The 14,841-nt window shown below is 60.6% G+C and carries 14 protein-coding genes; 12 read left to right on the top strand and 2 right to left on the bottom strand.

Features of this window, described 5'->3' with window-relative positions; genetic code table 11:
* Positions 1 to 77 precede the first annotated feature (77 nt).
* The 9 genes from gspG to Q8O69_RS16675 all read left to right on the top strand — a co-directional run bounded on the left by gspG (position 78) and on the right by Q8O69_RS16675 (position 9,052).
* On the top strand, positions 78 to 464 hold the full coding sequence (gene gspG / locus Q8O69_RS16715; RefSeq protein ID WP_233686235.1) for a type II secretion system major pseudopilin GspG: 387 nt from the start codon (positions 78 to 80) through the stop codon (positions 462 to 464).
* A 6-nt stretch (positions 465 to 470) separates the two neighbouring features.
* Positions 471 to 1,022 (top strand): type II secretion system minor pseudopilin GspH, encoded by a 552-nt coding sequence (gene gspH / locus Q8O69_RS16710; protein ID WP_305593350.1) that lies wholly within the window; start codon positions 471 to 473, stop codon positions 1,020 to 1,022.
* 5 nt (positions 1,023 to 1,027) lie between these two features.
* On the top strand, positions 1,028 to 1,417 hold the full coding sequence (gspI, locus tag Q8O69_RS16705; RefSeq protein ID WP_305593349.1) for a type II secretion system minor pseudopilin GspI: 390 nt from the start codon (positions 1,028 to 1,030) through the stop codon (positions 1,415 to 1,417).
* Entirely contained in the window at positions 1,417 to 2,133 is a 717-nt protein-coding gene (gspJ, locus tag Q8O69_RS16700; protein ID WP_305593348.1) for a type II secretion system minor pseudopilin GspJ, read from the top strand. The genes gspI and gspJ overlap by 1 nt, the downstream gene beginning before the upstream one ends.
* Complete coding sequence (gene gspK, locus Q8O69_RS16695) at positions 2,130 to 3,107, top strand: type II secretion system minor pseudopilin GspK (RefSeq protein WP_305593347.1); 978 nt, start codon at positions 2,130 to 2,132, stop codon at positions 3,105 to 3,107. Before gspJ ends, gspK begins: the two co-directional genes overlap by 4 nt.
* Entirely contained in the window at positions 3,107 to 4,216 is a 1,110-nt protein-coding gene (gene gspL, locus Q8O69_RS16690; protein WP_305593346.1) for a type II secretion system protein GspL, read from the top strand. Before gspK ends, gspL begins: the two co-directional genes overlap by 1 nt.
* Positions 4,213 to 4,740 (top strand): type II secretion system protein M, encoded by a 528-nt coding sequence (locus Q8O69_RS16685; RefSeq protein WP_305593345.1) that lies wholly within the window; start codon positions 4,213 to 4,215, stop codon positions 4,738 to 4,740. Before gspL ends, Q8O69_RS16685 begins: the two co-directional genes overlap by 4 nt.
* Before the next feature lie 980 nt (positions 4,741 to 5,720).
* Positions 5,721 to 8,540 carry a M66 family metalloprotease gene (locus Q8O69_RS16680; protein WP_305593344.1) on the top strand — a complete coding sequence of 940 codons (2,820 nt, stop codon included), beginning with the start codon at positions 5,721 to 5,723 and terminating at the stop codon, positions 8,538 to 8,540.
* A 59-nt stretch (positions 8,541 to 8,599) separates the two neighbouring features.
* On the top strand, positions 8,600 to 9,052 hold the full coding sequence (locus tag Q8O69_RS16675; protein ID WP_305593343.1) for a hypothetical protein: 453 nt from the start codon (positions 8,600 to 8,602) through the stop codon (positions 9,050 to 9,052).
* 8 nt (positions 9,053 to 9,060) lie between these two features.
* On the opposite strand, the gene Q8O69_RS16670 is transcribed toward Q8O69_RS16675, so the two are convergent.
* Both Q8O69_RS16670 and norR read right to left on the bottom strand, forming a co-directional pair.
* Positions 9,061 to 10,296, bottom strand: coding sequence for an HD-GYP domain-containing protein (locus Q8O69_RS16670; protein ID WP_305593342.1), 1,236 nt, complete (start codon positions 10,294 to 10,296; stop codon positions 9,061 to 9,063).
* A gap of 179 nt (positions 10,297 to 10,475) precedes the next feature.
* Positions 10,476 to 12,029, bottom strand: a complete 1,554-nt coding sequence (norR, locus tag Q8O69_RS16665) for a nitric oxide reductase transcriptional regulator NorR (RefSeq protein WP_305593341.1) — start codon at positions 12,027 to 12,029, stop codon at positions 10,476 to 10,478.
* Positions 12,030 to 12,203: 174 nt separating this feature from the next.
* On the opposite strand from norR, the gene hmpA reads away from it, so the two are divergent.
* Genes hmpA through Q8O69_RS16650 form a run of 3 tightly spaced genes read left to right on the top strand, consistent with a single transcriptional unit; the run spans position 12,204 to position 14,839 of the window.
* On the top strand, positions 12,204 to 13,385 hold the full coding sequence (gene hmpA / locus Q8O69_RS16660; RefSeq protein ID WP_305593340.1) for an NO-inducible flavohemoprotein: 1,182 nt from the start codon (positions 12,204 to 12,206) through the stop codon (positions 13,383 to 13,385).
* Between the two features lie 22 nt (positions 13,386 to 13,407).
* Complete coding sequence (locus Q8O69_RS16655; RefSeq protein WP_305593339.1) at positions 13,408 to 13,662, top strand: transmembrane sensor/regulator PpyR; 255 nt, start codon at positions 13,408 to 13,410, stop codon at positions 13,660 to 13,662.
* Positions 13,649 to 14,839 (top strand): NnrS family protein, encoded by a 1,191-nt coding sequence (locus Q8O69_RS16650; RefSeq protein WP_305593338.1) that lies wholly within the window; start codon positions 13,649 to 13,651, stop codon positions 14,837 to 14,839. The genes Q8O69_RS16655 and Q8O69_RS16650 overlap by 14 nt, the downstream gene beginning before the upstream one ends.
* Positions 14,840 to 14,841 lie beyond the last annotated feature (2 nt).

Below are 14,841 nucleotides of genomic sequence, written 5' to 3'. Positions count from 1 at the left end.
TGCCGATTCTGTCTCTCAATCAGTTGGTGGGGTAAGCAGTGAACAAGCGTCAATCCGGTTTTACGCTGATCGAAATCATGGTGGTGGTGGTGATCCTCGGCATTCTCGCCGCGTTGGTGGTGCCGCAGGTAATGAGTCGGCCCGATCAGGCCAAAGTTACTGTGGCCAAGGGCGATATCAAGGCTGTGGCGGCCGCGCTGGATATGTACAAGCTGGATAACCATGCCTACCCGAGCACCCAGCAGGGCCTGGAAGCACTGGTGAAGAAGCCCTCCGGCAATCCGCAGCCGAAGAACTGGAACCGCGACGGTTACCTCAAGCGTTTGCCGGTTGATCCGTGGGGTAACGTATACCAATACCTGGCGCCGGGCACCAAGGGTGCTTTCGACCTGTATTCCCTGGGCGCCGACGGCAAGGAAGGCGGTAGTGACCAGGATGCCGATATTGGTAACTGGGACCTGTAAGCGAAAATGCACCAGCCCCGTGGTTTCACCCTGATCGAGCTGTTGGTTGTGCTGGTGATTATTGGCAGCCTGACCAGCTTGGCCGTCCTGTCCTCTGGCAATTCGAGCAGCAGCCGCGAGTTGCGCGATGAAGCCGAGCGGCTTGCGGCAATGGTCAGTGTGTTGGCTGATGAAGCCGTGTTGGATGGCCGTGAATATGGGCTACTGGTTAAGGCTGAAGGCTACCGCGTGCTGGCCTATGACAATGTTTCCGGCAACTGGGCTGCGCTGGAAAGCCAGCGCGAGCATCGTATCCCCGTCTGGGCACGGTTATCGCTGGAGCTGGAAGGGGAGGCGCTGAAACTGCCAGAGCCTAAACCCCTTGAGGATGCATCGGCGCTGAGCCGCGATAACTCTGAAAAGCCGAAGGACAAACTGTTACCGCAGGTGCTTATCCTGTCCAGCGGCGAGTTGTCGCCGTTTCGCTTGAGGATTGAGGAGCGACGCCCCGGCGGCGGTGCATATGCATTGGCGAGCGATGGTTATCAGCTACCGACTGCTGAGCCGGTGAAGGATTGAATGTGATGAAGGCGATGCGTGGTTTTACCTTGCTTGAGGTCTTGGTGGCGTTGGCGATTTTTGCCACTGTCGCCGGCTCGGTATTGACCGCGAGCAGCCGCAGCTTACGCATTGCCGCGCAGCTTGAGTCCAAGAGCATGGCTGGCTGGATCGCGGACAACCGTGTCGCCGAGTTGCAGTTGCAGCGCCCGACTCCTGGCGAAGGCCGAGAGGACAAGGTTCTGGAGTTTGGTGGCCGGAGCTGGGAAACCCACAGTGAAATCGAAGCGACCAGCGATAAGGGCTTGCGCCGGGTGACAGTCTGGGTCGCACCTAAGTCCGAGCGGGGCGCTAGTGGGCCGATAAAAGAACGCTCGGCATTGACGCTGGTGGGGTTTCTTGCGGTGCGTGGTTGATGAATCAGCAACGGGGTTTCACCTTGCTCGAAGTGATGATCGCTATCGGGATTTTCGCGCTGCTGGGAATTGCGACTTACCAGATGCTGGACTCCGTACTGAAAGCGGATGAAGTGACGCGTCAGCATGAAAAAACCTTGCGCGAACTGACCCGTGCCTTTGCCTCTTTGGACCGTGATTTGGCGCAGACCATTGCGCGTACGGTGCGCGACCCTTATGGCGATGAGCGGGCGGGCTTGCTAGGCGAGCAAGGCGCTACCGATGGCAGTAGCGCACTTGAATTTACCCGCGCCGGTTGGCGCAACCCCTTAGGCCAGCCTCGCGCTCAGCTGCAACGAGTACGTTGGCGTCTGGCGGGCGAACAGTTGGAGCGAGTTTACTGGTCGGTGCTGGATCAGGCCGTCGATAGCCCGCCCAGGGTGCAGAAGGTGCTGGATGGGGTGACGGCTATCGAGTTGCGCTATATGGATGAGCGTGGACAGTGGCAGCAGCAGTGGCCACCGGCGCAGAGCGAGTTGACTCCTGAGCAGCGCCGACGGCTGATGCCTCTGGCCGTTGAGCTGAAGATAGAGCACCGCCATTACGGCGATTTGACCCGCTTGTACCGACTACCCGAGCCAGGCCTGGATGCAGCGGCAGAAGAACAAGCCCCCCCGCCGGCCAGCGACCCAGATACTGAAACAACGCCACCCACTGAAGCCAAGGTAACCACATGAACCGCCAGCGTGGAGTGGCCTTGCTGACGGTTTTGTTGGTGGTGTCGATTGTCACGGTGATCTGCGCCGGGCTGATTGCTCGCCAGCAACTGGCCATCCGTAGCAGTGCCAATCAAGTGCTCACCCGCCAGGCTTGGCACTATGCGCTTGGCGGCGAGGCATTAGGCCAGGCTGTGCTTTTGCGCGACCTCAAAGCGCCGGGCAGCGATCCGAGAAACCCCGTAGATCATCCGCTGGAAGCCTGGGGTAAGCCATTACCCGCGTTTCCCATCGATGAAGGCGAAATCAGCGTGCGCATCGAAGACTTGGCGGGGCGCTTTAATCTCAACAGCCTGGTGCAGGACGGGCAAATCAATAAAATTGCGGTCGAACGTTTCAATCGGCTGCTGCAGCGCTTGCAGATTGAAACGGCTTACGCCGAGCGACTGGTGGACTGGCTCGATCAAGACCAGGAGCCGACGGGCGAATATGGCGCCGAGGACAATCAGTATTTACTGATGCAGCCGCCCTACCGTAATGCGAATCAGGAAATGCAGGATGCGTCTGAACTGCGCCTTTTGCTGGGTATGAGTGAAGATGACTATCGTCTGTTGCTGCCGTTTATTGCGGCGCTGCCGGCCAAGGTGCCGTTGAACGTGAATACCGCAAGCGCCATGGTGCTTTCATCGCTATCTGACTCGCTCGATACCGGCTCCGCCCAAGCACTGATAGTTGGCCGCGGGCGTGACGGTTATGCCGATGTGCAAAGTTTTCTCGAGCAGCCAGCGATGGCCGGCACCTCCATCAAAGGGGCTGGCCTGGCTGTTGGCAGTTCATACTTTCAGGTGAGCAGCGATGTGCGTTTGGCCGACCGTAGACAAGTACTGTTTAGCACCTTGCAGCGTGATGCTAAGGGCGACGTGCGAGTACTGCGTCGTGACCTTGGGCTGCCGGGGCACCTCCCCCTCACTGCCCCTAAGCAACAGGACGAATAATGAAGGATTGTCTTTTCTTCCCTGCAGCTAGCGCAGGTGAGCTCGCCGACGATAGTCAGCTGTATTGGCAGCAGGCGGATGGCGAGTGCGAGCTGTTGGACATTGCCAGCTGTTCCGGCCGTTTGGATGGTAAGTCCGTGGCGCTGGTTTTACCGATGGAGCTGGCCAGTTCATTCCTCGTTAGTCTACCGACCCGCAAAAACCACTTGATGCAGCAAGCACTCCCCTATGCGGTGGAAGATATGCTGGCTGAAGACGTCGAGTTGTTTCATCTGGTGCTCGGAGAGCAGTTGTCGGATGGCCGTTATCGGGTGCTAGCGGTGCGTCGCGATTTGCTGCGCGGTTGCCTAGAACAACTAGAGAATCGGGGGCTGAAGATTGCAGCCATTTATGTCGATGCGGATCTATTGCCACGCGACGCCGAGCACGTAATTTTTCTCGGGCAGCGAGGCCTGATGGGCGGCGCCGGCGAAGCGCGCATGGCATTTCCTGCGCAGCGCTGGTCGCAGTTGAAAGACCTTTGTTTAAACGCGACCTTGCTGCAGGACGTGGAGAACCCCTATCGCTTACTCGCAGCGGAGCAACTGAATGCCACCGATCTTGCTCGCGGGGAGTTTTCCCGTCGCAGTGACAAAGGCAGTTGGGATATCTGGCGGCCTGCGTCTCTAGCGCTGGGCATAGTGGTCATACTGCTTCTGGGGTTTGATCTGGGGCGCGCCTGGTACCTCAATAAGCAAGGCGACTTCTATGCGGAGTCCAGTTTGGCGCTTTATAAGGAGCTGTTCCCAGATGACCGCCGTATCGTGAATCTCAAAGCTCAGTTCGCTGCTCATCTTAGCCAGGGTACGCAGGCAAATGGCGGATTCATCAGTATGCTGGAGCAGGCTGCGTTGGCGATAACTCAGGCCAAGTCGTCTATTGCCGTTATGCAAGTGGACTACAGCGAGAATAGAGGCGATCTGACGCTGCAGGTGACGGCGAAGGACTTCTCCGAACTTGAGCAACTGCGCCAGCGCCTGGTGGATGCAGGTATGACTGTACAGCTGGGATCGGCCAATCGAGAAGAGCAGGGTATTTCCGCCCGTGTGGTACTAGGGAGGGGCGTATGAATACTCTGGCCAATCTGAAAAATCAGCTGCTTGAACGCGCGAACCAGTCGCCTATCCTGCAGCGTTGGTTACACCTCCCCGCGCGTGATCGGATGGCGCTAGGTATGCTCGGCGCTTTTCTCGCCCTTATGTTGTTCTATCTGCTCGTCTGGCAGCCGATTGCTGGCAAACTTGAGCAGGCTCACGCGCATCATGAGCAACAGCGGGAGCTTTACGCTTATCTGTTACAGAACGCAGACCAAGCGCGTTTGTTGCTCAAAAGTGGCAAAACCAAGCTCGCCCCAGATCAACTTCAGAGTGTAGTGACAGCCAGTGCGCAACAGCGTGGCCTAACGCTCGATCGTTTCGATAATGAGGGGCAAAACGGACTGCAGATAACATTAACGCAGGCTGCCTTTGAGCCAATGCTACGTTGGTTGGCCGAACTGCAGGATAAGGGCGTGCGATTTACAGAAGTGAATTTGGATAGAGCGGATACCGGAAAGGTCGATGCTCGCCTTACCCTTTCGGCTGGCGAGGGCTAAGCTGCGTTGTTCTGGGCGTACTTTCGTGACCGAGAGGCTGTTGCATAACAATACCCATTTGTTATGCAGTGTATCGTCAATCAGCCGTTTGGCCGGGCGGCGGCGACCAGCCAGAGCTATCGCAGCATTAACGTTCCCGACCTTTTGCTAAGGCTCGCCTTGGACTCCGGAGCTTTCATCTCTGCCTAAATTTCTACGCGTGGCTAGTGTTCAAAAATCGATATTGCTGATTTCGGTTTTGTGGCAACGTTGGCCGACGTTAAGTGTCATTACGTGCTGTAAACTGCATGTGGGCAGAATCGTCGGGGGCCATACAGAATGTGGCTTAGAGCAATTTCAAGTAATTTCAGATTAACCTGAATTCTTATACCGTATTGGCCTCCGAAGGCAGGGGTCGTGGGTTCGAATCCCGCCTGGTGCGCCATATATAAACGAAAGCCCCAGGTGAAAACCTGGGGCTTTTTTGTTTGCTGTTCGCCCTGCGCCCTGCATAAGCCTTAGTCGATATCGCGCCTTTGCGGGCTGACTTCAACAAGGTCCATCCCCTTAGATCCTCGCCACGCCGTCCTCCGAGAAAAGGACGTTTCGGCTCCCCGGTGTCAGGCTCAATAGCTGCTCAGCTTCTTGAGACTTCAGGTGCTCCCCGAACACCCGCTGGCCGGGTTGAATCTGTGAGAGCTATCACAGCGATCAGTCAGAAAACTGACCGGCTTAGCAGCCTTAATTATGCTCGCGCGCTCTCTTATGCCGGTTTCCATTCAAGGTGACGGCGCATAGAAAAATCATCGAGTGCATGGATGCGCGAAACCATATCGAGCCGCTCGCATGTTTCGAGTTTTTCAGGGGTTACCGCTCCCGCGTGTTCTCGCCCGCTACTCCTGCCTATCCCATGACGTTTACCCATATGTCGAGCTGCCTCTGCGCGGCCTGGGTGACTGTGCGGCCGCTATTACGAATGTCCAGAATAAGGTTGAGAAATCATGCTTCGTGTAAGCCTGTTGTTGTTGGCGCTGGTTAATCTGACAGGTTGTCTGGATCTGGGTGGCGGCGGTGGTGGAAGCAGCAGTGGCGGCGGTAATAACACTGGCAGTCGTCCGCCGGCGACTGAGCCGCCCGTGGTTACGCCGCCGGTCGCGCCACCTGTGGTGCCGCCCGTTGAACCCCCGGTCGTGCAGCCGCCCGTCACGCCGCCAGTGATCCCTCCAGTAGAGCCGCCGGTGGTTGCGCCACCGCCTGGTGAGACCTTCCCCGAGCCGCCCGCTGCGGTGGTTGATGAGGTCAATGCGCAGGGCTTTTACGATGTTGCGGCAGACGGCCAGCCGCGCCCGGTGCGCAATGATCTGAGCGGTGATCTGGCGGCCATGCTGCAGTTCGTGCAGAGCCATTCGGTCGATCCGCAGGGCAACGAGGCGAAGAACATGCCGCGCCTAACCAGCGAGCGTGAGGCGCTGTTGCTGGTAACCCCGCTGCCGACAGAGCCGCTGCCGCAACAGCTGCGTGTGCAGGTGACGGTGGACGGTGATCTCAAAGGTGAGCTGGTATTGAGCGAGCCGGACCGGCTGCCCAGGGCGGATCGTACTGGGGCGGATAGTCGCCCTGATGTGGTTTATTCACGGCGCGCCTGGTCTGCGGTGTTGCCTTGGGATTGGGTCCGGCCGGGGATGAGCCTGCAGGTTATCGATGAGCGTGGCCGGCGTGGCGAGCGCAGCGCAGCGGCCTTCGATTTTGCCGCGCCGGCCGAGTTGGTGGTGCAGTCGATTCGCGTGGGCATGCTGACCGAGCCGCCGACCGGTAATGGTCACTGGTTTCGCGCACGCACTGCCCAGGCCGCTACCGAGTACTTCCAGACCGTGCCTGTGGCCCGTCTGCTGGCAAGCTATTACGAAGACGTAAAGCTGGATCGGGTGATGGTCGGCAGCGGCGTTATCTATGACACGGCGAGTGCGGTGAACGGCGATGTTTACAGCGGCGATATGCGCGAGAACACCGCTAAATCGACCTTTAGCACCGGGATCAATCTGGCCAATTGGGGTATCACCAGCGCGGGGATGGTCAGCCAGCAGCAACCGCAATTGACGCAGAGCGCGGTGGCGCACCATGCTGCCGGCAATTACACCAATGGCGTACAGAGCCATGGCTTGAGCGGTGGCAATGGCATCCTCACGCTGTACAGCTCGGTGGGGAATGAATTCAGCCATGAAATCGGTCACCACTACGGTATAGGCCATTATCCGGGCGAGAAAGACGGCAACTATTTTCTGGCCGTGCATCACCACGACAGTGGCTGGGGCTATATCGCTTACCGCAAGCGCATGCGCGCCAACCTGCTGTGGGCGCGCAACAAGAGCGCAGCCATGAGCGGTACGCCGCTGTTTGCCGATGCTTATGCGTTTGCGCCTGACGCCATGTCGGGCGGTGATTTCACCAGTGCGTTGTCCAGCTATACCCATTACACCGGCTACAGCACCAAGAACTGGATTCAGCCGAACCTGAATAACCGTGCAGTCTGGGCAACCGATTCGCCCACGGGCTATCGCAAGTGGGATGCGAGCACGCGCAAGATGGAGGTCAACCAGCCCAAGGTGCCGAGCTCGAATCAGGTCTGGTACAACAGCGCCGATGGCAACTACCGCAAGCCACGTCTGTTCGGGGTGCCGGTTTTCACTCTCCTCGGCGGCTATGACCCGGTGGCCAACAGCGGTGTGCTCTACCCGGCGCTGCGTGGTAACTGGGGCCAGGTATACGACCTGCCTGCCCCCAATGACGCTGCGGCCAGCAAGCAGTGCTGGTTGAAAGTGGAGTTTGTCGGCGGCGCCAGCCAGCGCATCGCCGTTGCTCCGCTGCGCATGGGCAGTAACGCCAACAAGCTGCATATCAACCTGGCGCAGGCCGAGCGGCCGCTGGCGGCTAACCTGCAGTGCCGCGAGGCACCGGGCGACACCCCGGTTGATCTGGCTAGCATCGCCATTGCTCAGGGCTTACCCGCGATGCCGGCTCCCGTAGTGGTGGGTCGCGAGGAGCGTTTCAAGGCACTGTTCAACGAAGAGCGGCCGAAGCTGCAAGCGGCGTTGGAGGCGATTGCCAACCAGCCTGTGCTGGCCTTAACCGGCGAGGCTCGTCTGCTCTATGACAGCTATGCGGAGCAAACGGAGGGGCTGTCGGCGACTGCTCAGCAGTTGATGCAGCGGCTGAAAAGTCAGGAGGAGCGTGCACTGCGCCTGAACCGCTGGCTGGATGCCCATGGTTCTCGACTGGCGAGCAGTGATGCCGCGCGCGCGGCACTCGACGCGCTATTGCTAACCCTGCAGTTTGATCAGCGCCCTCTGCTCCCAGCGCCGCAAAGCTTCGCCATGAACAATGGCAACTGTGTGCGCGCAGAGCTGAAGGAGGGGGTGTGGAGCCCCTACGTAGCGGCCAAGGCGCAGTGCGCGGGCGGAGTTGATGAACAGTGGCTGGTCGATGCCAGCGGGCGTATTCGCAGCGTTGCACAGCCGAGCAAATGCCTGACGGCAACCAACGACATCAGCCTCAGCGACTGCGATGCGCAGCGCGATACACAAGCCTGGGACTTTGCTGCTCTGCCCCAGTTGAAGTACGCCGGGCGCTGTGTGGACCTGTCCCAGGGCTTTCTCACCAATGGCCGTGGCAAGCTGATCATGTACGGCTGCACCGCTGGGGTTAATCAGAAGTGGTTTGGCTTGTCGCTGAATGACCATGCCTTGCTGCCGCTGCTGAAGAGCCGCAACTTGTTGAGCTTTATCGGCTACGCACAACGGCGAGATCCCGTGCCGAGCCTATGACCGAGTGCAGCGTAACCACCCGGCGCATCAGGGTTGCTATAAGCCGAGCGGTGCTGGGTTTGTGCCTGACATTTCCGGCGGGCGCGGTGCAGCTGCCGAGTGATCTGCTGCCTGACGATTCGCTGTGGATACTGCCTTCGTCAAAGCCCCTGACGGGCCTCGAGCATTGGCAGCTGCATGGTCTGTTTCGCCAGAGCAGTGGCGGCGGCTGGGCACTGCTCAGCATCGGTCAGGCGGACGCGCAGCGGGTTGAGTTCGACGCGGTATTGCCGGGAGGCATACGCCTGGCTGCCATCGAGAATGAAGGTGTTTGGATGCAGCGCGGTCAGTCGCGAGCCTTTCTGCGACTCGGCGGCACGCTGCAAGCGAGTGTGGCTAGCGAGGTTGTCACCAATGTGTCTCCGCCGCCTGCTGCGCCTTCAGCAACCTGCCAGCAGTACATCTCCGGCGGGGTACCGCTGGAAGAACTGACGGCTTTGGGTATGTGCCCGGCGGGCATCAGCGATTTTTAGCCATCGCGCTATAAATGCGTTGGGATTACCAGCCCCTTGCTGCGGAAGGCATCGATATCGATACCAAAGGCTCCGCTACTGTGCACTTCGTGGATCCGGTAGGGTTTGCCGTTGGGGTCTTTGGCCGTGTCAGCCAGATCGATAATGCTTTCCTTGCAGGTTTTTTTCTCGGCATCCAGTACGCGCAGCACTCTGGGTTTGAGCTTGTTGCCGGGTGGGCAGCCAATGATGATGCCGACTTCGCCGTTAGTGAGTTCGACGATTTCTCCCGGTGGATAGATGCCGATGAGGCGGATAAAGCAGCCAACGATCTCTTCGTCGAAATGGCTGTTGACCGCTTCCAGCAGGATACGCAGCGATTCAAGGCTGGATTTTCCCTTGCTGTAAACCCGGTCGCTATTGATTGCGTCATAGCTATCTGCCACGGCGATGATCTTGGCGAAGTAAGGGATCTTGCTGGCGTCCAGACCGCGTGGGTAACCCTGGCCATCCAGGCGCTCATGGTGTGAATAGGCGACGTCGACCGTGGCGGCAGTAACCTGTTGGTTGCTCATCAGCAGTTTGCGCCCTTCGGCCGCGTGGCCCTGCATGATGCACAGCTCTTCGGCGGTGAGGGCGCCGGGCTTGTTGAGGATCTCGTTGGGTACCTTGATCTTGCCGACATCGTGGAGCATGCCGCACACGCCGATCTGCTCGAGTTGATAGGCCGGCAAGCCCAGCTCTTTACCCAGGGCAATCGAAAGGATGGATACGCGCAGCGAATGCTCGGCGGTGTATTCGTCGCTGTTCTTGATGCGTGCTAGCCAGAGCATGGCCGCCGGGTTGCGCAAGATGCTTTCGACACAGTCCTTGATGATCGCTTTGACCGCATCGACATCCAGCTCCTGGCCCAGTTTGACCGCCTGCAGAATTCGCAATGACTCTTCGCGAGCGGCATGCCAGGTGGGAGCGGCCTGGAGCATTTCCAGGTTGAAGTCGACCTTGGCGATAACCGGTTGCAGTGCTTCCGGCTGGGCGATATTGGCCGTGACCTGATCATGCACAGTGACGGATTGCCGGGCATCAACCCAGACGTAACTGCAGACTTCCTGTAGCAGGCGAATGTCCTGCTGCTGGCGAATGCGAAAGCCTTGAAAAAGAAAGGTGGTGTCCGTCCATGGGCGATCCAGTTCGACCACATACATGCCGATGGTCAGTTGCGCTGCGTCGACTTTGATGCGGTCCGGTTTGGCTTCGTCGGCCATGGATGCTCTCCAGAGGGAGTCGCTGGGTGCTGGCCATTAGCTACCCCTGCTGTGTGGGCAGCAAATTGCTTTTGCCTATTGATGGCGGGGGATTTCAGCATCGCTCGCAAAGCGAGCGCGATGCGCGGATAGAAGGTTAGCCATGTAACTGCCGTTGTGTGGGGCTGAGTGCTGGGCGGTTACTTTTCCAAACCCAGGCGCTTGGCCAGGCGGATCAGGTTGGCGCGGTCGATGCCCAGTTCGCGGGCGGCGGCGGCCCATTTGTTTTGATGGCGGTTGAGGGCCTGGCTGATCAGCTGTTTCTGGTAGGCGTCGAGGGCGTCACGCAGCGGCAGTTCGCTGTGCGGCTCTGCGGCGCTTTGAGTTGCAGGTGCTGCGGCGGGTTGGCTGGTCGGCAAGTCCAGATGAGCGCTGTCGATGCTGAGGATGCGCGGGCGTTCGCTGCAACCGGCCAGGGCCTTGAGGGCGGCTCGGCCGATCAGGTGTTCGAGTTCGCGCACGTTGCCCGGCCAGTTGTATGCCAGCAGACTGGCTTGGGCTTCGGCGGTCAGGCGTAGGCTGCGCAGCCCCAGACGGGCGCGGTTTTCTTCGAGGAAATAGCCGGCCAGCAGCAATACATCGCGGCCGCGTTCGCGTAGCGCCGGGACTTTTAGGGGGTAGACGCTGAGGCGGTGGTAGAGGTCGGCGCGAAAGCGCCCGGCACGGACTTCCTCGGCCAGGTCGCGGTTGCTGGCGGCCAGCACGCGCACGTTGACCCGCTGTTCCTGGTCGGCACCGACCCGTTGCAGTTGGCCGCTCTGCAGCACACGCAGCAGCTTGGCTTGCGCAGCCAGCGGCAGTTCGCCGATTTCATCGAGAAACAGGCTGCCGCCATCGGCCAGTTCGAACTTGCCGCGACGCTCGTTGTGCGCGCCGGTAAAGGCCCCGCGCACGTGGCCGAACAGTTCGCTTTCCACCAGGTTATCGGGCAGCGCCGCGCAGTTGAGGCTGATCAGCGGCTTGGCTGCACGCGGGGATGCGGCGTGCAGGGCTTCGGCAACCAGCTCCTTGCCGACCCCGGTTTCGCCGCTGATTAGCACGCTCAGCTCACTGTTGCCGACCAGCGCAATCTCCGCCGCCAAGCGCTTGTGCACGGCGCTCTGGCCGATCAGTTCACGTGGGCGTTGCTGGACAGCGGCCTGCTTATAAGCCTCGGCCAACTGGTGCTGATCCTCGGCGCGTTGCAGCAGTGCGTTGATCCGTTCGCTGGCCATTACGGTAGCAGCGGCCAGGCTGGCGAAAGCCTGCAGGTTGTCCAGATCGACCCGGCCGAAGCTCGCCGGGTCGAGCGAGTCCAAGGTCAGCAGGCCCCAGGGCTGGTCCTGCACATACAGCGGGCAGCCGAGGCAGTCGTGCACGGGCAGGTGACCGCGATGGCCGTCGACCAGGCCGTCGTAGGGGTCGGGCATCTCGCAATCGGTGGCAAATCGGGTCGGCCCGCGTTGCGCCAGAAGCGCCTGCAGGCGCGGGTGTTCGTCGAGCTTGAAGCGCCGGCCGAGGGTGTCGGCGCTCAGTCCCTCCACGGCCAGTGGAATCAGTACATCGCCATCGAGCTTGAGCAGCGCCACGGCATCGCACGGCAGCAGCTGCCGCAGCGCCTGTAGCAGGCGGCGATAGCGCTCGGCTTCCGGCAGCTCGCGGGACAGATCGGCGACCAGGGGAATTAGCGCGGTAAGCAGTGTATTTGCTGTCATAAGGACACGATAGTTGTCATTAAGACTCGTAATGCTTGCTGTCATAAAGACACAAGTATTTATAAGCCTATGATTTATATAAACAAAATAATTGGCACGCTTCCTGTAATAGCCAGAGTGATATGAACCGAAGCGCTGCGCAAGTGCAGCGTGTCGCCCTGACGAGGAAGCACTATGTTGACCCCTGCCCAAAACGCCCTGATCAAAGCCACCGTGCCCCTGCTGGAAAGCGGTGGTGAGGCCCTGACCCGGCACTTCTACCAGATGATGCTGAGCGAGTACCCCGAGGTGCGCGCGCTGTTCAACCAGGCGCATCAGGCCAGCGGTGGCCAACAACGTGCGCTGGCCAATGCGGTGCTGATGTATGCCCGGCATATCGACCGGCTGGAGGCGTTGGGGCCTCTAGTAGGACAGATCGTCAACAAGCATGTGTCGCTGCAGATCCTGCCCGAACATTACCCGATTGTCGGCAGCTGCCTGCTGCGGGCGATTCGTGAAGTGCTCGGTGAAGAGATCGCCACCGATGCAGTGATCGAGGCCTGGGCTGTGGCCTATGGGCAGCTGGCGGACATCCTGATCGGTGCCGAAGAGGCGGCCTACAGCGCCAACGCCAATGCCGAGGGTGGCTGGCGCGGGGCGCGCAGTTTCCGCCTGAGCCGCAAGGTGCAGGAGAGTGAGGAGATCGTTTCGCTGTACCTGGCACCGGCCGACGGCGGCGCGTTGGCGGCCTTCCAGCCCGGCCAGTACATCGGTCTGCGTCTGCTGCTGGACGGCGGCGAGCAGCGGCGCAACTACTCGCTGTCGGCCCTGGGCAATGGCCGCGAGTACCGCATCAGCGTCAAGCGCGAGGTGGGCGGCAAGGTGTCCAATTACCTGCATGACCAGCTGCAGGTCGGCGACAGCCTGGAGCTGTTCGCCCCAGCGGGGAATTTCGTCCTGCGCGAGTCGGCCAAGCCGCTGGTACTGATCACGGCGGGCGTCGGCATCACCCCGGCGCTGAGCATGCTGGAGGCGGCGCGCGACAGCGGCCGCGATATTCACTTTATCCACTGCGCCCGGCACGCCGGTGTGCATGCCTTCCGCGACTGGGTGGAGGCGCAGCGCGCTGAGCGTCCGCAGCTGCGTCACTACGTGTGCTACAGCGAGCCGCGTGAGGGTGATGCGGGCGATGCCGAAGGCCTGCTCAGTCTGGAGCAGCTGGCTGAGTGGTTGCCCGAGCAGCGTGATCTGGATGCCTACTTCCTCGGCCCCAAGCCGTTTATGGCGCAGGTCAAACGCCATCTGCACAGCCTCGGTGTACCGGCGGCGCAGAGTCATTACGAGTTCTTTGGTCCGGCCAGCGCGCTGGATAGTTAATAACCAGGCCTAGGAGGTGATTATGTTGGCGTATCTATCCTGCCCAGCGCGGGTACTGCAACTGGCGAACCGCATGCTGCTGGCCGGCGTGCTGCTGTTGCTCAGCGGCTTGCTGGGCGCCTATGGCCTGGAGGCGCAGCTGAGCATGGGCAGTCTGGTTACGGCGCACTCGCTGACGATCATCGGCCCGGGCCTGCTCAAGCTGGGTTATGTGCTGCGCTTGGCCGCGCAGCAGCATTTGCGTAAACAACAGGAGCCCTGCTGTGTGGCTGCGTGACCGGCAGCGCGAGCTGAGCATTATGCCGTTCTGGCGGCTGGGCTTTCGCCCGTTCTTTCTCGGTGGCGCGCTGTTCGCCGTATTGGCGATTGGCCTGTGGGCGGCGGCGTTGCTGGGTTATCTGCCGGGTTGGCAACCGGTGGGCGGCAGCCTGGCTTGGCACCGGCATGAGCTGCCGTTCGGTTTTGCGGGGGCAATTATTGCCGGCTTTCTGCTCACCGCCGTGCAGAACTGGACGGGGCGGCCAGGCCTGAGCGGTTGGCCGCTGGCGGCGCTGTTCGGCTTGTGGTTACTGGCGCGACTGGCCTGGCTGCTCGGCGCGCCGTTGCCACTCTTGCTGGCGCTGCAACTGCCCTTTCTACCGCTGCTAGCGTTGTTGCTTGGGCGGCAACTATGGGCGGTGCGCCAGTGGCGCAACTACCCGTTGGTGGTCGTGGTGCTGCTGATGGCCAGCTGCGAGTGGCTGCTGCTGTATGGCCTGGCGTTGGGTGATGACGCATTGCAGCGACGCGGTGCATTGGCTGGCTTATGGCTGATTGCTGCACTGGTAAGCATTATCGGCGGGCGGGTGATTCCGTTCTTTACCCAGCGCGGCCTTAATCGAGCGGAGCCTACTGCACCGCGGCCGCGCCTGGATCTGCTGGTGCTGTTGTTGTCGCTAAGCCTGGCGCTGCTGTTTGCCAGCGGCTTTGCCATGCAGTCGTCGCTATGGATGCTGCCGCTGTTGCTGGCCCTGGCTGCGCTGCATGGTTTGCGCCTGTGGCACTGGTACGACGCTGGGATCTGGCGGGTGCCACTGCTCTGGTCGTTGCACCTGGCCTACGCCTGGTTGCCGCTGGCCATACTGGCCCTGGCGGCCTGGCATCTCGGCTGGCTGCATAACGCCAGTCTGGCCTACCACGCTCTGGCGCTGGGTACGGTCGGCGGGGTGATTCTGGCGATGCTGGCGCGGGTCAGCCTCGGGCATACAGGGCGGCCGTTGCAGCCGCCGGTCGCGATGGGCTGGGCGTTTGCCAGTCTGCAGCTGGCGGTTGTGGCGCGGGTGCTGCTGGTGCCATTTGCGCCGGCAACGGGGTTGGGCCTGTCCAGTCTGCTGTGGATCGTGGCCTTTGCTTTGTTTGTACGGCACTACGCGGTGATGTTTTGCACCGCGCGGGTGGATGGGCAGCCGGGTTAGCG

Origin of the sequence: Pseudomonas sp. (assembly GCF_030690725.1) — a bacterium.
GTDB lineage: Bacteria > Pseudomonadota > Gammaproteobacteria > Pseudomonadales > Pseudomonadaceae > Aquipseudomonas.
The sequence above is the reverse complement of the archived record's forward strand: the minus strand, read 5'-3'. Positions and strand labels throughout refer to the sequence as shown.